Source organism: Flavobacterium nitratireducens (genome assembly GCF_029625335.1).
Lineage (GTDB): Bacteria > Bacteroidota > Bacteroidia > Flavobacteriales > Flavobacteriaceae > Flavobacterium > Flavobacterium nitratireducens.
In genome coordinates, this window is sequence record NZ_CP121111.1 from 2122087 (window position 1) to 2142395 (window position 20309).

The 20309-nt window shown below is 33.3% G+C and carries 23 protein-coding genes; 14 read left to right on the forward strand and 9 right to left on the reverse strand.

Features of this window, described 5'->3' with window-relative positions:
- The first annotated feature begins 35 nt into the window (after positions 1–35).
- Genes P5P90_RS10050 through P5P90_RS10065 form a run of 4 tightly spaced genes read left to right on the forward strand, consistent with a single transcriptional unit; the run spans position 36 to position 4448 of the window.
- On the forward strand, positions 36–1070 hold the full coding sequence (locus tag P5P90_RS10050) for a VWA domain-containing protein (RefSeq protein WP_278034564.1): 1035 nt from the start codon (positions 36–38) through the stop codon (positions 1068–1070).
- A gap of 42 nt (positions 1071–1112) precedes the next feature.
- Positions 1113–1871 carry a tetratricopeptide repeat protein gene (locus tag P5P90_RS10055; RefSeq protein ID WP_278034565.1) on the forward strand — a complete coding sequence of 253 codons (759 nt, stop codon included), beginning with the start codon at positions 1113–1115 and terminating at the stop codon, positions 1869–1871.
- 47 nt (positions 1872–1918) lie between these two features.
- Entirely contained in the window at positions 1919–3670 is a 1752-nt protein-coding gene (locus tag P5P90_RS10060; RefSeq protein ID WP_278034566.1) for a BatD family protein, read from the forward strand.
- Between the two features lie 31 nt (positions 3671–3701).
- Positions 3702–4448, forward strand: a complete 747-nt coding sequence (locus P5P90_RS10065; protein ID WP_278034567.1) for a tetratricopeptide repeat protein — start codon at positions 3702–3704, stop codon at positions 4446–4448.
- A gap of 53 nt (positions 4449–4501) precedes the next feature.
- Here P5P90_RS10065 and P5P90_RS10070 read toward each other — a convergent pair whose 3' ends face one another.
- Positions 4502–5032, reverse strand: coding sequence for a CvpA family protein (locus P5P90_RS10070; protein ID WP_278034568.1), 531 nt, complete (start codon positions 5030–5032; stop codon positions 4502–4504).
- Positions 5033–5163: 131 nt separating this feature from the next.
- On the opposite strand from P5P90_RS10070, the gene P5P90_RS10075 reads away from it, so the two are divergent.
- From P5P90_RS10075 to P5P90_RS10095, 5 genes are all read left to right on the forward strand, one after another.
- A complete protein-coding gene (locus P5P90_RS10075) occupies positions 5164–5520 on the forward strand; it encodes a hypothetical protein (protein ID WP_278034569.1) in 357 nt (118 codons plus the stop codon).
- A gap of 111 nt (positions 5521–5631) precedes the next feature.
- Positions 5632–6651: a phenylalanine--tRNA ligase subunit alpha gene (gene pheS / locus P5P90_RS10080; RefSeq protein ID WP_278034570.1), complete on the forward strand. Its 1020-nt coding sequence runs from the start codon at positions 5632–5634 to the stop codon at positions 6649–6651.
- An 84-nt stretch (positions 6652–6735) separates the two neighbouring features.
- On the forward strand, positions 6736–7143 hold the full coding sequence (locus tag P5P90_RS10085) for a hypothetical protein (protein ID WP_278034571.1): 408 nt from the start codon (positions 6736–6738) through the stop codon (positions 7141–7143).
- 135 nt (positions 7144–7278) lie between these two features.
- Entirely contained in the window at positions 7279–7629 is a 351-nt protein-coding gene (locus tag P5P90_RS10090; protein ID WP_278034572.1) for a hypothetical protein, read from the forward strand.
- 185 nt (positions 7630–7814) lie between these two features.
- A complete protein-coding gene (locus tag P5P90_RS10095) occupies positions 7815–8129 on the forward strand; it encodes a GIY-YIG nuclease family protein (RefSeq protein ID WP_278034573.1) in 315 nt (104 codons plus the stop codon).
- 211 nt (positions 8130–8340) lie between these two features.
- Here the strand turns inward: P5P90_RS10095 and P5P90_RS10100 are convergent, their stop codons facing one another.
- The 3 genes from P5P90_RS10100 to P5P90_RS10110 all read right to left on the reverse strand — a co-directional run bounded on the left by P5P90_RS10100 (position 8341) and on the right by P5P90_RS10110 (position 11602).
- Positions 8341–9336, reverse strand: a complete 996-nt coding sequence (locus P5P90_RS10100) for an NAD(P)H-dependent glycerol-3-phosphate dehydrogenase (RefSeq protein WP_278034574.1) — start codon at positions 9334–9336, stop codon at positions 8341–8343.
- Positions 9337–9601: 265 nt separating this feature from the next.
- A complete protein-coding gene (locus tag P5P90_RS10105; RefSeq protein WP_278034575.1) occupies positions 9602–10759 on the reverse strand; it encodes an iron-containing alcohol dehydrogenase in 1158 nt (385 codons plus the stop codon).
- Positions 10760–10843: 84 nt separating this feature from the next.
- Positions 10844–11602, reverse strand: coding sequence for a type 1 glutamine amidotransferase domain-containing protein (locus P5P90_RS10110; RefSeq protein ID WP_278034576.1), 759 nt, complete (start codon positions 11600–11602; stop codon positions 10844–10846).
- Between the two features lie 90 nt (positions 11603–11692).
- Between P5P90_RS10110 and P5P90_RS10115 the strand changes: the two genes are divergently transcribed.
- On the forward strand, positions 11693–12589 hold the full coding sequence (locus tag P5P90_RS10115; RefSeq protein WP_278034577.1) for a LysR family transcriptional regulator: 897 nt from the start codon (positions 11693–11695) through the stop codon (positions 12587–12589).
- A gap of 1 nt (position 12590) precedes the next feature.
- On the opposite strand, the gene nadD is transcribed toward P5P90_RS10115, so the two are convergent.
- From nadD to P5P90_RS10135, 4 genes are all read right to left on the reverse strand, one after another.
- Entirely contained in the window at positions 12591–13172 is a 582-nt protein-coding gene (nadD, locus tag P5P90_RS10120) for a nicotinate (nicotinamide) nucleotide adenylyltransferase (protein ID WP_278034578.1), read from the reverse strand.
- Positions 13173–13263: 91 nt separating this feature from the next.
- Entirely contained in the window at positions 13264–13836 is a 573-nt protein-coding gene (gene gmk, locus P5P90_RS10125; protein WP_278034579.1) for a guanylate kinase, read from the reverse strand.
- A 71-nt stretch (positions 13837–13907) separates the two neighbouring features.
- Entirely contained in the window at positions 13908–14768 is an 861-nt protein-coding gene (locus P5P90_RS10130; protein WP_278034580.1) for a YicC/YloC family endoribonuclease, read from the reverse strand.
- A 264-nt stretch (positions 14769–15032) separates the two neighbouring features.
- Positions 15033–15389, reverse strand: coding sequence for an arsenate reductase family protein (locus P5P90_RS10135; protein WP_278034581.1), 357 nt, complete (start codon positions 15387–15389; stop codon positions 15033–15035).
- A gap of 80 nt (positions 15390–15469) precedes the next feature.
- On the opposite strand from P5P90_RS10135, the gene P5P90_RS10140 reads away from it, so the two are divergent.
- From P5P90_RS10140 to P5P90_RS10150, 3 genes are all read left to right on the forward strand, one after another.
- Complete coding sequence (locus tag P5P90_RS10140) at positions 15470–15925, forward strand: DinB family protein (protein ID WP_278034582.1); 456 nt, start codon at positions 15470–15472, stop codon at positions 15923–15925.
- A gap of 33 nt (positions 15926–15958) precedes the next feature.
- The gene (locus P5P90_RS10145; protein WP_278034583.1) at positions 15959–16414 is read left to right on the forward strand and encodes a DinB family protein; all 456 of its coding nucleotides are present in this window, start codon (positions 15959–15961) and stop codon (positions 16412–16414) included.
- A gap of 178 nt (positions 16415–16592) precedes the next feature.
- A complete protein-coding gene (locus P5P90_RS10150) occupies positions 16593–17561 on the forward strand; it encodes an IS256 family transposase, variant Zn-binding type (protein WP_422851737.1) in 969 nt (322 codons plus the stop codon).
- A gap of 210 nt (positions 17562–17771) precedes the next feature.
- Here the strand turns inward: P5P90_RS10150 and P5P90_RS10155 are convergent, their stop codons facing one another.
- A complete protein-coding gene (locus P5P90_RS10155) occupies positions 17772–18578 on the reverse strand; it encodes a THC0290_0291 family protein (RefSeq protein ID WP_278034585.1) in 807 nt (268 codons plus the stop codon).
- 273 nt (positions 18579–18851) lie between these two features.
- Here P5P90_RS10155 and gdhA point away from each other — a divergent pair, with 273 nt between their 5' ends.
- Positions 18852–20195 (forward strand): NADP-specific glutamate dehydrogenase, encoded by a 1344-nt coding sequence (gene gdhA / locus P5P90_RS10160; protein ID WP_278036512.1) that lies wholly within the window; start codon positions 18852–18854, stop codon positions 20193–20195.
- Positions 20196–20309: the final 114 nt, after the last annotated feature.

Consider the following 20309-nt stretch of genomic DNA (forward strand, 5'->3'; position numbering starts at 1 on the left):
GATTTGGAATTTAATTTTTGGAACTTAAAAATGATATGGAATTAGACGAAAAAAAATATTTGTACTTACTCATAATACTGCCTTTATTGGTTTTACTTTTTCTTATGAATATGTATTGGAAAAAGAAAAAACAAAAGGAGTTTGGTGATTTAGAAATGATCAATAAACTAAGTCCGGAACGTTCTGTTTTTAAACCGGTTTTCAAATTGATTGTTCTTTTATTGGCATTACTTGGTCTAATTTTAGGATTGGTGAATCCTAAAATAGGAACCAAATTAGAAACAGTAAAACGCGAAGGAATTGATATTGTTTTTGCAATGGACGTTTCAAAGAGTATGCTTTGCGAGGATGTTGCACCTAATCGATTAGAAAAAAGCAAACAAATTGTTTCTCAAATAATCAATCAGTTAGGAAGTGATCGTATAGGAATTGTAGCTTATGCAGGGAGTGCATTTCCTGTACTACCCATTACTACTGATTATAGTGTTGCCAAAATGTTTTTACAAAGTATGGACACTGATATTGTTTCGTCTAAAGGAACTTCTTTGGATGAAGCAATTAAGTTATCCTCTACCTATTTTGACGAAAAAAGCAAAACATCTAAGTTATTGATTATGCTTTCGGATGGAGAAGATCATTCCGAAGGAGCTCAGGCCGCCGCTGAAGAAGCTAATAAAATTGGGATGCGTATTGTAACAGTAGGAATTGGAACTGAAAAAGGAGGTACAATTCCGTTGCGAATTAATGGCACAATTCAAGGTTATAAAAGAGATCAGAATGATCAAGTGGTAGTTACTAAATTAAATCCGCTAAGCTTAGAAGAAATTGCAAAAGAAACAAAAGGGGGTTATGTAAGTGGCAACAATACCAAAGAAGTATTGGATTACATCAAGAAAACCTTGGATAATATTCAAAAAACCGAATTCGAATCGACACAAATGTCCAATTTTCAATCGCAATTTCAATGGTTTTTAGGATTTGCCTTTGTGCTTTTATTCTTGGATGTATTCCTTTTGGAGAAAAAGACAAATTGGGTGAAGAAGTTAGACTTGTTTAACGAAGAAAAATAAATGTCAATTCTCGCTGTAGAGAAAGAACATAATAAAATGAAAATGAAGAATTTTATAAAATACGGATTTATTTTTTTTGCTTTCCTATTCCTAGGATTAGGTGTTGTATTGGCACAAGAAAAAGATAAAACTTTACCGAAAGCCAATGATGAATACAATAAAAGTAAGTTTGCTGAAGCAGAGGCTAATTATAGAATATCGAATTCAAAATTTCCTAATCGATCAGTTGCTCCATTTAATTTAGGAAATGCTATTTACAAACAAAATCAGGCTTCGGAGGCCAAATACGCTTACGCAAAAGCCTTAAAAAACGCTAGGTCAAGAGTTCAAAAACACAAAGCCTATCATAACTTAGGAAATGTGTTTATGAAAGAGAAAGATTATTCTCAAGCTGTGGAAGCTTATAAAAACGCACTTAGAAATGGTCCTAATGATGAGGAAACCCGATACAATTATGCCTTGGCAAAAAAAATGCTAAAAGAAAATCCTCCTAAAGATAACAAAGACAATAAAGATAAAAATAAAGACAAGGATAAGGATAAGGACAAAAAAGATCAGGACAAGAAAAACCAAGATAAAGACAAAGATAAAAAAGACAACAAGGATCAAAATAAAGACAAGAATAACGGCAAAGACAAACCAGATCAAAATCAGCCTCCAAAACCACAGCCAGGAGGAATTTCTCAAGACCGTTTAAAAAATCTTTTGGATGCGGTAAATAATGAAGAAAAGAAAGTTCAGGACAAGGTAAAATCGAATAAAGAAAAAGGAAGACCTGTTCAAACAGACAAAGATTGGTAATTTCTATTTAATGATTGTATTCTAAATAAAGGATAAGAGGTAGAAAAATGAAAAAATATTTAGTATTACTACTGTTATGTTTTCAAGGACTTTGGGCTCAAGTACAATTTGAGACTAAAGTAAGCAAGAACACACTTGGTCTTAATGAAAGACTTCGTGTGGATTTTGTAATGAATATAGATGGCGATAATTTTAACGAACCTTCTTTTGAAGGATTTAGGGTAATTGCTGGGCCAAGTCAGCAGGTTAGTCAGTCGTGGATTAACGGAAGAAGTTCTTTTGAAAAAATATATTCTTATTATTTAATGCCTACTCACAAAGGGGCTATTGTAATTAAACCAGCTACCATTGAATATAATGGTCAAGTGTATAAAACAGCAGCTGTAAAGGTAACGGTGACTAATGCTATCGAACAACCTAAAGACCCTAATGATATTAGTGTTTCGGTAGATAATAATTTGTATTTGGTGGCCGATATTTCAAAAACAAATCCTTATATCAACGAGCCTATAACCGTGGTTTATAAGTTGTATTTCAGTTACAATATCGGAATTAAAAATTGGCGAGATGTTGGCAAACCTAAGTACAATGATTTTTGGAGTCAAAATATTGATATCAAACAATTGTCTTTGGAAGAAGGAATGTTTAAAGGCGAAAAATTTCGATATGTGGTTTTGAAAAAAGTGGTTTTATATCCGCAAAAATCAGGAAAACTCACTATCGACCCGCTTGCTCTTGATATTGATGTAGAATTGCCTACCAATCGTAGAAATATGTTTGGACAAATGCTTATCAAAGAAGATAGTAAACGAGTTTCGGCAGGGGCTAGAGTTATTGCTGTGAAATCACTTCCAGAAGCCGGTAAACCAGCTGATTTTTCTGGAGCTGTAGGTAGTTTTGATTTTAAAGTTATCCCAAGCAAAACAGAGCTTAAAAGTGGAGAAAGTTTAGATTTAACCGTAAGTGTAGCAGGGAAAGGAAATCTAAAATTATTTACCTTGCCTAAACCTATAGTGCCTAATGCATTAGAAATGTATGATCCTGAACATAAAGAACAGGTAAATACACCACTTTCTGGAATGGCTGGAAAAATTGCGGATCGTTATACTATCATTCCACAATTTAAAGGAGAATATCCAATTAAACCGATGCAGTTTTCTTATTTTGATTTGAATTCAAGAAGTTATAAAACAATCACATCACCGGAAATTATTATTAAAGTATTAGACGGCCCTACCGCTGCTACCGCTTCTAATTCAAATTCAGGTGAAGCTAAGAATAAAGTAGTGGCTAATGAACAATTTCAGTATATTAAGTTGGATACTAAGTTAGAACCAGTAGCTACTCAAGACTTTTTTGGTTCTAAATTGTTCTATAGTTTATTGTTAATTCCTTTTGGATTGTTGCCTGTGATAATATTGGCTAAGAAGAAAAAAGAAGCCATAGATGGCGATGTTGTAGGAAACCGAATTAAAAGAAATAACCGTTTGGCTAAGAAATATTTATCGGAAGCCAAAAAGCACATCAATAACAAAGAACCATTTTATGTGGCATTGGAAAAAGCGATGCATAATTTCCTAAAAGCAAAGCTGCATATTGAAACTTCGGAGATGAGTAAGGATAATATCAAAGAAATTTTGTTGTCTAAAAATGCAAATCCTCAAGCAGTGAACGAGTTTATTGCATTGACAGAAAATTGTGAAATTGCTAGATATGCACCTTCTTCAAGTGCAAGTATTCAAAATGATTACGAAAAAGCGGTAGGGATAATTTCAGAGTTAGAAAAACAACTGTCTTAATTTTTTTTAACCACGAAGAACATAAATTGAAATGAAAAATTTAGTAACCATAATATTCTTTTTAGTTAGTCAGGTTTTCTTTGCTCAAGATAATTTTGAAAAAGGAAATAATTTCTATAAAAATGGGAAATACGAGCAAGCTTTGGAGGCTTATAATGCTGTTTTGAGTACAAAAAAACAATCAGCAGAATTGTATTTCAACATTGGAAATTGCTACTATAAGTTAAATAAAGTAGCGCCTGCAATTTATAACTATGAAAAAGCCTTGGTATTAAGTCCAAATGATAATAACATAGTGAACAATTTGAAGTTTGCTCAAAAGCGAACTGTCGATGAAATCAAAGTAGTTCCAAAAGTAGGATTCGACAAATTATTACGTGATTTTACAGGCATGTATCATTATAACACTTGGGCATGGATTTCAGTGGTATTTTCCATTTTGTTTTTAGGATGCTTCTTAGGATATTATTTTTCAGTCCTCGCTCTCAATAAACGATTATTCTTTTTTGGAATGTTTTTAATGTTGGTTTTGGTTCTTATAGGAGTTGCCTCTGCAAGTTTTGAGAAAAGTTATTTTAAAAACGAACGACCAGCTATCATTTTTGCCGAAATGACCCAAGTAAAAAGCGAGCCACAAAATAAAGCGGCCGATGTAGTTGTTTTACATGAAGGGACTAAAGTTTATGTAATCGAAACACTTGACAGTTGGAAAAAAGTCCAATTGACTGATGGAACCGAAGGCTGGATTGAAAGCGAAGCCATTCGTGAAGTAAAATAGAAATAAGATTATAGATTTCAGAATGCAGATCACGTCTGAGTTCTGAAATCTACTTACTGTTCATTGCTTTCTGAAGTCTGCCCACTCTTTTTAAAATCGCCATACCATTTGGCAATAGTCGGATACATAAAAGCAGCTGTTTTTTGAATAGGATAGTAAAAAATAGATTTATCCAAAGTTTCTTTTTTAGCAAAAAAGTGATTGTGATTTATTTTTTCAAAAAGAGAAAAAAGCATTCCAATAATCAAAACTATCTTTAACACCCGAAATATTCCGCCGCCTAATTTATTGATCCAGCCTAAAAAAGCAAAATCGACAATGCCCGTGAGTATTTTGGCAAGGAAGTGAATTCCAACAACAACAAGAATAAAAGTGAGTAGGAAAGCAACAACTTGGATACTATTTGGATTCCAATGAACATGTTCAGAAAGAAAATCTTTAGTAATCACAGAAAATTTTACTGCAAAATAAATTCCAATCATTAAAGAAAGAAATGAAGCCAATTCTGTAAAAAGTCCGTTTACAATTCCTTTATACATGGCTAAGGCAAGTAAGGCGCCTAAAATAATGTCTAAAAAACTCATAGAAAAAAATAGAAAAGTATAAAGGGCAAAGATAAAAGAATTATGTTGGTATCTTTGCCGAAATAATAGTAGGAAAAAGAAATTTGAAGGTGTTCCTCTAACTACTAACTCCTAACTTCTAACTTTTAAACATGTCAAGAGATACACAACTAAAAGAGCGCTGGGAAAAGCTCGTCGATATACTTTCTATTCAATTTTCACAAGGTGAAGATTTAGATTTAGATGCCATCATTTTTTTAATAGGAGTTCAGGAATTAGGTAAATTTCATCGTGAATTTAAAAAAGATGAAAAAGTAAACCTGATGCATATTGCTATTTGTCGATTATTAGAACCTTACGGTTTTTATGAATTTGACTTTTTCGACGAAGATGGCTGGCCTCATTATAAAGTAAAAGAGGAATTACCACCCTTAAAAGCGGGTGAGCAAACAGTTTTAATGAAAGAAGCTATTGTGAATTATTTTATAGAAAAAGAACTTATCGATTAGTATTCAATGTTCAGTAGCAGTAATCAGTTAAGAATTTTAGAAAAACTTCTAACTTCTAACTTTTAACTTCTAACTTTTACTTAAATTTGCACACTCAATTATTGGATGAAAATGATAGATAAGATAAAAGAATATATTGGTGAAGCACAAACTTTTTCAACACAAGATACTGCCGAACTAGAAGCGTTTAGAATTAAATTCTTAGGAAGTAAAGGAATTATAAAAGATTTTTTTGCCGAATTTAAAAACGTGCCTAATGAGCAAAAAAAGGAATTTGGGCAAGTAATTAATTTACTTAAAAGTTCTGCTGAAGAAAAAGTAAAATCTATTCAAGAAGCCTTAGAAAGCAAGGAAGAAGCTAAAGGACTTTATGGCGATTTGACCCGTACCGCTGAACCAGTAACTATTGGTTCCCGTCATCCTATTTCTATCGTAAAAAATCAAATTATCGATATCTTCTCGACTATTGGATTTAATGTTTCCGAAGGTCCAGAAATTGAAGACGATTGGCATAATTTTACAGCCTTGAACCTGCCTGAATACCATCCGGCGCGTGATATGCAGGATACTTTTTTCATTCAAACAAATCCTGATGTTTTATTGCGTACCCATACGTCATCGGTTCAGGTGCGTTATATGGAAAACAATAAACCGCCTATTAGAACGATTTCTCCAGGGCGTGTTTTTCGTAACGAAGCCGTTTCTGCCCGTTCGCACTGTATTTTCCATCAAGTAGAAGGTTTGTATATTGACAAAGAGGTTTCTTTTGCCGATTTGAAACAAACCCTTTTGTATTTCACTAAAGAAATGTTCGGAAAATCTAAAATCCGTTTGCGTCCTTCTTATTTCCCCTTTACAGAGCCTAGTGCCGAGATTGATATTTACTGGGGATTAAAAACCGAAACCGATTATAGAATTACTAAAGGAACCGGTTGGTTAGAAATTGGTGGTTGCGGAATGGTAGATCCTAATGTTTTGAAAAACTGTGGCATCAATCCTGATGAATATAATGGATTTGCATTTGGAATGGGAGTAGAGCGTATTGCGATGTTGTTGTACCAAATTGGAGACATCCGTATGTTTTATGAAAACGACGTACGTTTCTTAGAGCAATTCAAATCAATAATATAATTATAAGTCCTTAGTCAATAGTCCCTAGTCCTTAGCAAGAATTCTTTACTAAGGACTAGGGACTAAGTACTCTTAATCTATACAATGAAAAAAGACATCATTATTCCCGAAGTAGAAAACGTATTCATTGCTGCTGTTCAAGAGTGGAGCGATGATTTTATGGAGAAAGTTTGGTACGCCTATTTAGTAAACGACAGTGACTTTGATATCGATAGCGTGATGGTGGTTTCTAAAGCTTTCGGAACCATTGATGGCGAAATGAAGAAAACTTCGGTTTTGCGTCATGCTTTTGTTCAGGTACCTGCTGTTTCGGTAGTGAAAATCGAAATGATTGAAAAAAGTTTGTTGCCATTGAATAACGAGTTCATGCTGACATTCTTTATTGGTAATACTTTATATGACAAGAAATACATTTTCAAAGCCAATTCTATTAATGAAAATAATGTAGAAGAAGTGCCTATTCTGTTTGTCGATGGGGTAATCGTGAGGTAAGCTTTTTTTAAAAGATAGTAGAACCGCAAATTCGCATTTTATGTGTGAATTTGCGGTTTTTTTGTAAGTATATTTTATATATTTAAACAAAGTTTAAAGAATTAATTTATCAGACTAAAGGTATATTCCATTTGAATGAAGTACTCAATTCCCATATTTACTTTAATTTTACTACTGACATTTTGTAATCGGACAGAGAAAAAAGAAATTATTCTTTTAGCTGATAGAGAAGCCCCTTTAGGTTGGGTTTATTTAAGAATTTATAGGGATAAAACATTCGAATTTGAATCTCGAGGAATAGAACACAGAGGAGATATTTATGGTGGGACTGTGGAATTGAAAAACGATACATTATATTTTAAGTATTCTGAAACAATTCCTAAAGCGGGAAATAAAGCTGTCTTGAGAGGGGGATTTGTTCTTTATTTTGGAGGAAAATATCCCGAAAGATTGGAATTGAAAAAGAATAAATTCAAAACGAAATAAAAGCGGTACTCGATCTAGAGTGAATCTCTTCGTATTAGAAAATTTGAATGAATTCCTCTGCAGATTAGATTTGTCACATACGTTAATGTAGAATTACATTTTGTAGCAATAACCGTAAATACACCCAGTTTTGTCATTCCGACGAAGGAGGAATCTCCGCAAAGTAATTAACCCAAAGTTGAGCTATGCAATTTCAAGAAGGTTATCACACTTATTACATTTACATTATTACCAATAAAGCCAAAACGGTTTTATACACAGGTGTGACAAATCATCTAAAAATTAGATTGCGACAACATAAAGACAATATAGAATTAGGTAATAAAACTTTTGCTTCAAAATATCAGGTACATTATTTATTGTATTTTGAAAAGTTTACCTGGATTCAGGAAGCAATAGCCAGAGAAAAAGAAATTAAGGGTTGGCGCAGGGAGAAAAAGATGGATTTAATCAAAACAATCAATCCTGATTTAGAGTTTTTGAATTATTTATTTGAATAAACTTTGATTGTGGAGATTCCTCCTTCGTCGGAATGACAAGTTTGCGGTTTAGCTGTCGTTTAAAATATAAATAACAAGTATTTTGTCATTCCGACGAAGGAGGAATCTCTATAACGGACTTAGCTTTTTACTTCGTGTTCTATTACAAACAACCGCAAATTCACATTTATAATCTGTGAATCTGCGGTTGTTTTATTTTATAGAACTAGAATTAATCCAGTTTCTCAGTTAGTTTTTTAAATACAGCCTTGGCATTTTTACCTTCGTATAAAATGTCATGAACAGCGTCGATAATTGGCGTTTTAGCACCATAACCTTGGTTAAGTTTGTAAGCACTTTTTGTGGCATAATATCCCTCAGCAACCATACTCATTTCCATCATAGCGCTTTTTACAGTATAGCCTTTACCAATCATGTTTCCAAACATTCTGTTTCTGGAAAACACAGAATATCCTGTAACCAATAAATCGCCTAAATAAGCCGAATCATTGATGTTGCGTTTCATTTTATGTACTTTTCGAATGAATTTTTTCATTTCTCGAATGGCATTACTCATTAACACCGATTGGAAATTATCACCATAACCTAAACCATGTGCAATTCCGGCAGCAATGGCATAAATATTTTTGAGCATAGCCGCATATTCCGTTCCAATGATATCATCTGTAATTTTAGTTTTGATATAATTGCTTGCCAAATTTTTAGCTACATTTTTAGCTTTTTCAGGGTCACCGCAGGCGATAGTCAGATAGGATAAACGTTCCAATGCTACTTCTTCGGCATGGCAAGGTCCCGTTATTACCCCAATGTTGTAATAGGGTATTTCATATTGAAAGTGAAAATGTTCACCTACAATTAAACTGGTTTCAGGAACGATACCTTTGATGGCCGAGAAAATGATTTTATCTTTAAGGGAAACATTAAGTTTTTGCAATTCGCTATCTAAAAATGCAGATGGAATGGCAAAAATTAGATAGTCGGCATAGTTTACAGCCTTATTGATATCATTTGTTAAAAGTAATTTTATGGTGTCAAATTCAACCGAACTTATGTAGTTTGGATTGTGTTTGTAGTTTTTTAAGTGTTCAATTGCCGATTCGTTGCGCATGTACCAGCAAACTTCATCAAGATTCACACAAAGCATCTTTGTAATAGCCGTTGCCCAGCTTCCTCCACCTATTACCGCAAACTTTATATTTTGACTCATTGTTTTAATAGTTTAATCAAAAGTACTTAAAAATGTACTAACGAAGCAAGGCTTATCCGATTTAGTCGAAGAGAGCAGAAATTTTTTTAATTTTTTTTACAATATCATATAATAAAATATACATTATTTCCGTTGTAACATATTAGTTATTAGAAATTTGTGTTTTTATTAGTTATTAGAGTTAGTTAATTTGGTTTTGGTGTTAATTTTAAAGGCGTCTTAGAAAATCCAAGACGCCTTTGTGGTGTTTTAAAGTGAAATTATTTTAATAACTCAATTCAACAATAGATTTTACTTTTTCTAAAGTAACTTGTTGGTTTTCTCCTAATCCTTTCCATCCTCTTTCTTCAAAACGCTTAACGATAAAATCGGCTGTTTTCGAATAATCATCTGTATATTGAGAAAGTTGGGTATCCATTCCCATTTGATGGAAGAATGCTACTGTTTTTTCGATCGCTTCTTTTGCAATTTCTTCTTCACTTCCGGAAAGATTAAAAATGCGTTTTCCGTATTGTGCTAGTTTTGCTTTTTTAGCTTCAAATAATACGCGATATAGATTTGGACCAATGATGGCCAACGTTCTAGCATGATCAATGTTATATAAAGCAGTTAATTCATGACCAATCATGTGAGTAGCCCAGTCACTAGGAACTCCTTTTTGAATTAATCCGTTTAAGGCCATTGTACAACACCACATAAAATTAGATGCTAATGCATAGTCTTCTGGATGTTCTACTACTTTTGGGCCTACTTCAATTAATGTTTGCAAAATTCCTTCGGCAATTCGGTCTTGTAAATATCCGTCGTGTGGGTAGGTTAAATATTGTTCCATTACGTGGGTAAAGGCATCAACTACGCCGTTTTCTAATTGTCTTTTAGGTAAAGATTGAATAACAGTTGGGTCACAAATTGAAAATTTTGGAAATAAAGCACTTCCTCCAGCAGCTAATTTCTCCTGAGTCGCTTTAATTGTTACTACATACCCTGAGTTCATTTCGCTTCCTGTTGCTGGAAGAGTCAATATTGTTCCAAAAGGCATTGCATTTTCCTTTATTAAAATACGTTTTTGAAGAATATCAATTGGATTTCCGTTAAAGTTAACTGCTGCCGAAATAAATTTCACTCCATCAATTACAGAGCCTCCACCCACAGCCAGAATGAAATCAATTTTTTCTGCTTTTATAACTTCAACAGCTTTCATCAAAGTTTCAAAATGAGGGTTGGGTTCTATACCTCCAAATTCAACAATTTCGTAACCTTTAAGGTTTTCAATTACCTGCTGATGAATTCCATTTTTAAAAATGCTTCCACCTCCGTAAGCTAAGAGAATTTTAGTTCCTTGTGGAATTAATGTGTTTAATTTTTCTATTTGACCTTTTCCAAAAATCAATTGGGTAGGGTTATATAATTCGAAGTTTAACATATTCTTTACGTTTTTGAGATACTAAGATTCTAAGCAGCTAGTTATTTCAATCATAACTTCTTAATCATTTTGGGACTTAGTGTCTTATTTGTTTAATTTTTCTATTAATTTTTGAGCCACAAGTTTTGAAGAGGCAGGGTTTTGTCCTGTAATCAATAAGCCATCTTCGACTGCATAAGGTTGCCAATTTTCGGTTTTTGAATAGATTCCGCCATTAGCCTGAAGCACTTCTTCTAATAAAAATGGAACTACATTTGTCAATCCTACCGCAGCTTCTTCAGTATTTGAAAATCCAGTAAGTTTTTTGCCTTTTACTAAATATTCCTCATTTACTTTTACATCTTTTAATACTCCTGGAGCATGGCATACAAAAGCAATAGGCTTATTATTGGTATAAAAAGAAGCAATTAATGCTTTAGAATTTTTGTCTTTAGTTAAATCCCATAAAGGACCGTGACCACCAGGATAAAAAACAGCATCGTAATCAGATTCTTTTACGTTCGCTAATTTTAAAGTATGTTTTAATTTGTTTAATAATTCAGTGTCTTTATCAAATCGTTTCGTGTCTTCTGTTGCCGAAGCTGGATCGGCACTTTTTGGGTCAATAGGCGGTTGACCACCTAATGGAGAAGCAATATCAATTTGGATTCCTCTATCGGCTAATTCATAATACGGTGCCGCAAATTCTTCTGACCAAAAACCTGTTTTTTCTCCTGTGTTTCCTAATTGGTCATGACTGGTAACTACAAATAATACTTTTTTCATCTTTTCTTTATTTTGTGCTAATGCTACGATACTATTGATTGTTAATAGGACCAAAGCAAATACGGTTGTTTTTTTCATGATTCGTTTTTTAATTTTTTACAAATTTAAGGCGGATATGTTATTAGTAAAAATAATTTAAATTATGTTTGTGATAAATATATTTATATCATGGTCAATTTAGAATGGTATCGAACCTTTAAATCAGTATATAAAAATGGTAATTTTTCATTGGCTGCTAAAGAATTATTTATCAGTCAACCAGCAGTAAGTCAGCAAATTTCAATGTTGGAAGCTCATGTGGGCTATAAATTATTTAACCGAAAATCAAAAGGGGTTGAACCTACTGAATATGCTAAGTTACTCAATAACTTAATCATTGAAGCTTTAGATCGTCTGGAAAATGTAGAAAACGGTTTTCGTTCCAAAGCTTTTGATGCTAATCGATTGATTACGGTAGGTATTTCAAAACATCTGTTTAGTAGTATTGGGAGCTTTCTAATTGCAAAATTCGATTATATTGATTTTAGTTTTTGTGAAAATAATAGCCTTTTTGAATTAGTCAATACGAAAAAAATTGATTTTGCTATTGTTACTAAAATGATAGAAACTTTTGATACCGTACAAAAGGAAATAGGAAAAATTAAGCAAATCGTTGTTGCTTCAAGTAATATAGATGCCACTCCATTACAGGCATATATTCAAAAAGAAGATAGTGTAGCGATTGAGAATTGGTTAAACGAACAAAAATGGTACAGTCATGATTCAGGAATTCCTCATATCAAATTATTTTGGCTTCATGTTTTTAATAAAAAGAGACCGTCGATGGTTTCTAATTATATTATTCCTTCCGAATATGAAATGTTAGAAATGCTTTCCAGAAATACAGGGGTAGCGGTTACTTGGGATATTAATGCGAAGTCTTTTCTTCAATCAGGAAAATTACAATTGTTATGGGAATCGGACCGAATGCCAGATACAGAGGTTTATCTTTTATCTGGCAAACACTCAGGATTTAATACGGTTGCTCAGGAAATTGAGGAAGAACTAAAAAAAGTGTTGGTTTGATTTACTTCTTATAAAACAAATTATGGTCAATGTATTCCCAAACTTTTTCAGGCAATAAAGGACGGACATTTTTACCTAATTTGATGTTGCTTCTAATTGCTGTCGAAGAAATTTCGACAACGGGAGCATCAATTATATGAATCTTAGGGTGGTTTTTGAATTCCAGATTTTCATCTTCAACAGAAATACGCGGATACACATAAATCTCGTGATGTTCTAAAATGGCTTCGTAGTTTTTCCACTTATGAAGCGATTTAAGATTGTCTTCGCCCATAATCAAAGAAAATTCATGATTAGGGTATTTTTCTTCAAGATGGGCTAAAGTATTTACTGTATAATTAGGTTGTGCCAATTTGAATTCAATATCCGAAGGTTTCAATTTAGGATAATCTTCAGTAGCCAGAAAAACCATTTGCAGGCGGTGGTAATCGTCCAGCAAAGTACTTTTTTTCTTCAAAGGATTGTGTGGTGTAACCACTAGCCATACTTGATCTAAATCGGCATGCTCCACCATATGATTGGCAATAATGAGATGCCCCACGTGAATGGGGTTGAAGGTGCCGAAATAGAGTCCGATTTTCATTGATTTAATTTAATGATTTAAAAATTCAAAGATTTAAAGATTGAGTATTCTTATAATTTTTCAATCTTTCAATTCTTCAATCTTTTAATTTTTATTTGTTCACAAAATTTCTCACTAATTCAGTTGCTTCTTCCAAAGCCACATCCAAATCATAATTTTTTGTCACTACATCAAATTGTGGAGCAGTAGCCAATTCTACGTGGGCTTTAGCGATACGCATATTGATTTTGTCTTCACTTTCGGTAGAGCGTTCTTTCAAACGGCGTTTTAATTCGTCCACACTTGGTGGTTTTACAAAAACAGCCAAAGTTTCTTCAGGGAATTTATTTTTGATACGCAAACCTCCGGCAACGTCAATGTCAAAAATTACGTTTTTACCCATAGCCCAGATGCGTTCTACTTCACTTTTTAAAGTACCGTAAAAATTATCTCTGTATACTTCTTCCCATTCTACAAAATCTTCATTTTTGATATGGTTTTTAAATTCGTCCAAAGAGATAAAATAGTAATCTTTTCCGTTTACTTCTTCGCCTCTGGCTTCACGAGTGGCTGCCGAGATAGAAAACTCTAAATTCAAGTCTTCTTGCTTTAATAAATGCCTAACTATAGTTGTTTTTCCCGAACCCGATGGCGCAGAGAATACGATTAATTTTCCTTTTTTCATTTTTTTAGTATTAGTCCTTAGTTCTTAGTCCTTAGTTTTCAATGCTAGACTAAGGACTAGGTACTATTTACTTATAAAACATTCAATACCTGTTCTTTGATTTTTTCCAATTCGTCTTTCATCATCACGACTAATTTTTGCATTTGCGCGTGATTCGATTTAGACCCCATGGTATTGATTTCGCGTCCCATTTCTTGGGTAATGAAACCTAATTTTCTACCATTAGCTTCGGTGCCTTTGATGGTTTCCAGGAAATAATCTAAGTGATTGGTTAGACGTACTTTTTCTTCCGTAATGTCTAATTTTTCTAAATAATAGATCAATTCCTGTTCAAAACGGTTTTCGTCAACATTTACTTTTAACTCATCTATAGCGGTTTGCAAACGGTCTTTGATGTTTTGAACGCGTTCCGGATCAAGAGCCAAAGCCTCGTTCATAAATTGACGAATATTGTTTATACGCAATTGGAATTCTTTTTCAAGTGATTCACCTTCATCTCTTCTAAAAGAAAGAATGTTACTTAAACTTTCGTCGATAACATTTTTTATCTGAGCCCATTCGTTTTCGTCGATTTCTTCTCTTTCCACTTTCATGGTGTCTGGCATACGAACGGCCATTTTCATTAACTCTGTTTCATCGGCATCGGCGTAAACCTTTCTTAGTTGGGCAATGTAAGCTTTTACGATAGGTACATTCACTTTGGTCGAAGTTTGCTCGGCAGTACTTTCGATAAAAATAGAAAAATCGATTTTCCCTCTTTCCAGTGCAGCGGCAATTTGGTTGCGTAAACCCAATTCCATTTCGCGATACACAGAAGGCATTCGCACATTTAAATCAAGTCCTTTGCTATTTAACGATTTTACTTCGACTGTTATTTTTTTGGTTGGTAATTGCAAAGTCGCTTTACCAAAACCGGTCATAGATTGTATCATATCATTTTATAAAAAGTGGTCAAAGATACTAAAAAAGTATTCAGTATTCAGTAGTCAGTTTTCAGTGCAAGGAAATCGCCATAAAGGTTTTCGCCACTAATTACACAAAAAACACAAATTAGTACTTATTTTTTATTTCACGAACCATTTAAATGGAGAGAATTAGAGAAATTCGATTTAAATCCTCCTAATAAATTAGTGGCAATTGGTGTAATTTGTGGTAACCTCTTTTAATAGCTTAGATTGTTGGTAGTAATTAAGGATTTATTTTTGCAAAGCCAAAATTACATTCTCAATATTTTGTTTGCTGTTGCCAATGTAAATTTTGCCATCAATGATAAAAACCGGACGACTTAAAAAAGTGTAATGTTCTAAAATGTATTTTTTAAAGTCCGCTTCGGTTAAGTTTTGGTCTTTTAATCCCATTGATTTATACAATTGTGCTTTTTTACTAAATAGCAGTTCGTAACTTCCTGAAAGTTGGTGCATTTGTTCTAATTCTTCAACTGAAATTGGATTTTGTTTGATATCGTGAAGTACTAGATTATGATTTTCAGGTAACGATTTGATTATTTTTCGACAAGTGTCGCAAGAAGAAAGATGATATACTTTATTGCTCATAATTTTTAATTCTTTATGCAAAGAAAAATCATTTGCGACTTAAATGCTTATTTTTACGCGAAATTTTTAAACTGATTCAAATGCAACAAGTATTTGAAACTACTTTGAAATCTAGAAAATTGATTTCAGAATTATTTCAAAAGTACTCTTTGGAGCAATTAAATAAAATTCCGGAAGGATTTAATAATAATTTGATTTGGAATATTGGTCATATTATTGTTGCACAACAAGTATTGGTATATAAATTGTCTGCTTTGCCAATGATGATTTCTGATGCGATGGTGGAGAAATATAAAAATGGATCGAGACCTGAGCAGGATGTTACACAAGAAGAATTAGATGCAATAAAACAATTGCTTTTTGATACAATTCATAAAACGAATTTGGATTATCAAAACGGTCTTTTTGAGGGATATAACGAGTATACTACCTCGATAGGTTTTGATTTAAAAAGTGCCGAAGAAGCAATGGTGTATAATAATTTTCATGAGGGACTTCATGTGGGAGTAATGATGGCAATTAAAAAATTTATTTAAATCAAAAAGATTAATTTTAGCAAAAAAAATACAATGAAAGAGCTATTAGAGATTACCAAAACGAGTAGAAACATGGTTTCTAAGTTGATTCAGGGATATACATTAGAGCAATTGAACAAAGTTCCGGCAGGATTTAATAACAATTTGATTTGGAACGTAGGTCATATCGTAGTGACACAACAATTGTTGGTATATAAATTAGCGGGCTTACCGATGATGATTTCTGATGAATTTGTTAAAAAATACATGAAAGGTACTAAAACAGAACATCAGGCAACACAAGAAGAAGTAGACGAAATATTATCTTTGTTACATGCAACAGTTGAACAAACTGCAAAAGATATTGATAATAATTTGTTTCAAAATTTCACTGAATATCCAACCTCTACAGGTTTTGTTTTAAAAAGCAATGCGGATTCTATGGAGTTTAATAATTTCCATGAAGGTCTTCACATTGGAGTAATCATGGCAATCCGAAAACTGGTTTAATATTCTTAACGAATACTATTTTAAAAGGAAAGAGTTTCTTGTACGGAGCTCTTTTTTTATTTTTTATTAGCGGTTTAATAGTCAAAAATGGTTGGTAAAAACGCTGCAAAGCATTGTGAAATATGATGTTTCCGAAAGTTTATTGAAATTCGTTTCAATAAACTTTTTTTATTTATGAATAACTCAAAAAAAGCGCTGTCCCACATGTAAAAGTCTTCAAACTATTAAATGGGGAAAAAGAGAAAATAAACAACGATTTAAGTGCAAAGATTGCGGACAATTATTTACATCAAATAATAAATCAGTTTCGGATTCTAATAAAGAAATTTGGTTTAGAAACTGGGTAATAGGGAAAGATACATTTGATAAAATATCGGTCGAATCAGGGTATAGCAAAAGTACATTACAACGTTATTTTTCTAAAATGCTATCCAAAGCTCCAATTTTAGAATTTAGTTCAACAGATGAAATTTACCTGGTAATTGATGGAACTTATTTTCCTAACGATATTTGTCTGGTGGTTTATAGAAACTTTCATTTAAAGTCGACACAGCTTTATAGAATGACTAATGGAGAGCATTTTGAAGAAATAGCAGAAGACTTGCAAAATTTATTAAGTCTAGGAATCAAAATAAAAAGCATTACATCTGATGGAGATAAATCATCTATAAAGGCCATTAAAAAAGTTTGTCCAAGAGTACCTTTTCAACGATGTTTAGTCCATATTTCAAGAATGTGTAGAATATGGCTTACACAGAACCCTAAACATAAATCAGGTTTTGAACTCAAACAAATAGCAATAAAAATCCATCATATTGATTCTGAATACAAACGACAATTATGGCTAATAGAACTCATTCAATGGGAAGAACGATATAGAGATTTTATTAACCAAAAATCATCTAATATTGAAACAGGAAGATATTGGTATACTCATAAAATGGTTAGAAGATCATTTAATGTAATCAAAAAAGCTATACCTAATATGTTCCTGTACTTGAAGGATGACAAAATACCCAACTCAACAAACTCTCTAGAATCCTTTTTTGGACACTTAAAAGGCAACTTGAATATCCATAGAGGATTAAGTTTAGCCAATAGGAAGAACTTCTTGAAATGGTATTTATATTATAAAAACCAAATCTGAAATAGGTTTTTCTAAGCCATATCAGATTGCCGATAATTAAACAAAAAAAGGATAGCTAAAAACTATCCTTTTAATTATCGTATAATCATCAAATTTATTGCTGGTTGGTTGCTCCTCAGCAGAGCCAACTTCCTCTTCAATTTGACAGCCTAATTTAACTAATCCAAAATGAAAAATCACCAACCATTTTTGACCACATTACCTTATTAGCTATTGCAAATAATAAATGTAGCCAAAATTAAACCAAACCAGCCAGTCATTAGCTTTGTTTTCTTTGTACAAATCTGGATTAGGTTTTAAACCATCAACCCAATCCGAAAAGTAATATTGAAAACGTAAATCAACCATCAAATCGCTTAATGGCGATAATTTATAACGCGTACCCACACTGGAAACAATAGACCATACGGTTCCGTTTTCCGTAGAAAAACCATATTGTCTATCATCTGTAGGGGTGAGGTATTTTGGATAAGTGGTAAGCGGAGTTCCTAAGGGACCCATTGTAGAATAAGCTTTAGCATTGTAATTACTAAATTGAGCACCAAGACTCACAAAAGGACCAAGACTCCCAATACGTGCTGTGAAGTCGCGAATACTCAGAGGGAAGTATTCTAATTGCATTCCAATATTGGTTACGGCACTTTCTCCTTTCATTTCTCGTAATTGCATCGCCTCAAGAGAAGTCCTTTTTACCCATTCTCCTAAATGTTCAAAATTGGTTTTGTTATACGATAGTTCACTTCGTAGCTTGAAGTGGTCGTTAAAATAGGTTTCAGGTGTGTAACAGTTACATTCTGCTTTATAGGAGAAGTTGAGGTAATGAATTATTCCTATTCCATTTCCTGTGTTTCCTACATTGGTTTCAAAATCATGACGAACACCATAATCGGATTGAAAAGCTACAGGTCCAGCAATTACACCTATTTCATGAGAAAACCCAAACTGAGCTTTCATTTTACTTGAAATTCCAAGTAAAATAAATATGATAAACAAACCTAGCCAATTATTTCGGAGCATCTTAGTGTGAGTCAGGGTGGAACAAAGATATGAAAAACTTTAAATGGGATAATAGCAATTAAAATAAAGTTGTAAAACAGCCTTTTAGTTGTTGTAATGTTAATGTTTTTATAAGAGTTGGTATAGTAATTTTTGAATTTTGGGAAGAAGTTTTAACTTTAGATAATTCGTAGTCTAAAAAGGGGCTAAACGAGTGTAGTAATGAGTATAAAACGTAACTTTGTTTTACCTTTACGAAAACGTTTTCTTAACTCTATTAATCAATTAAATATTATGTCTCAAGCTGTCCAAAATTTTATGAATGGGGTTACTTTAAAAAACCCCAACGAACCTGAATTTTTACAAGCTGTTTTTGAAGTGGCTGAAACGGTGATTCCTTTTATTGAAAAGCATAAAAAGTACCAAAACAAAATGCTTTTAGAGCGAATGGTAGAAGCCGAAAGGATTATTACTTTTCGCGTAACTTGGATTGACGATAAAGGAGAAATTCAAGTTAACAGAGGGTATCGCATTCAAATGAATTCGGCGATTGGTCCTTACAAAGGCGGACTTCGTTTTCATCCTACGGTGAATTTGAGTGTCTTGAAATTTTTAGCTTTCGAGCAAACTTTTAAAAACAGTTTAACCACTTTGCCAATGGGTGGTGGAAAAGGCGGTTCGGATTTTGATCCAAAAGGGAAATCGGATAATGAAGTGATGCGTTTTTGTCAAAGTTTCATGACCGAACTAGCCAAACACATTGGGGCTGATACCGATGTTCCTGCAGGAGATATAGGAGTAGGAGGTCGAGAAGTAGGTTATCTTTTTGGTCAATACAAGCGACTTCGAAATGAATTTACAGGAGTTTTAACCGGAAAAGGAATTTCTTTTGGGGGATCCTTAATTCGTCCTGAAGCTACGGGTTATGGAGTGGTTTATTTTGCACAAAGTATGCTTCAAAATAAAGGTGAAAGTCTGGAGGGAAAAACCATTGTTGTTTCTGGTTCTGGAAATGTGGCCCAGTATGCCGTTCAAAAAGCAACGCAACTAGGGGCTAAGGTGATAACGATGTCGGATTCTAACGGATATATTTACGATGCTGACGGAATCGACGCAGCGAAATTGGCTTTTGTTATGGAATTGAAAAATGAAAAACGGGGGCGTATTAGTGAATATGTTTCGAAATTTCCAAATGCAAAATACGTTGAAGGGAAACGTCCTTGGGAAGTAAAATGTGATATCGCATTGCCATGTGCTACTCAAAATGAACTGAATGAAGAAGAAGCCAAAAACCTTGTTGCCAATGGCTGTATTTGTGTGGCCGAAGGCGCTAATATGCCAACGACTCCAGAAGGTATAGCTGTATTCCATAAGGCTAAAATTTTATTCTCACCAGGCAAAGCTTCTAATGCCGGTGGAGTAGCTACTTCGGGCTTAGAGATGTCGCAAAACTCCTTACGTTTGAGTTGGACAGCCGAAGAAGTCGATGAAAGATTAAAAGGCATTATGCTCAATATTCATGCTGCCTGTGTAAAATATGGCAGTACAGAAGAGGGTTATATTGATTATGTAAAAGGCGCTAATATTGCTGGTTTTGTAAAAGTAGCCGATGCGATGCTGGCTCAAGGGGTGGTTTAGTTTTTTTAGTCCTTAGTTGGTGAGTCCCTAGTCCTTAGTTTTAGTTTCTTTTTTAGTGTTTTCTAAGGGCTAACTACTAAGGACTAAGGACTTTATATTTGTAAAGCTAAGGAC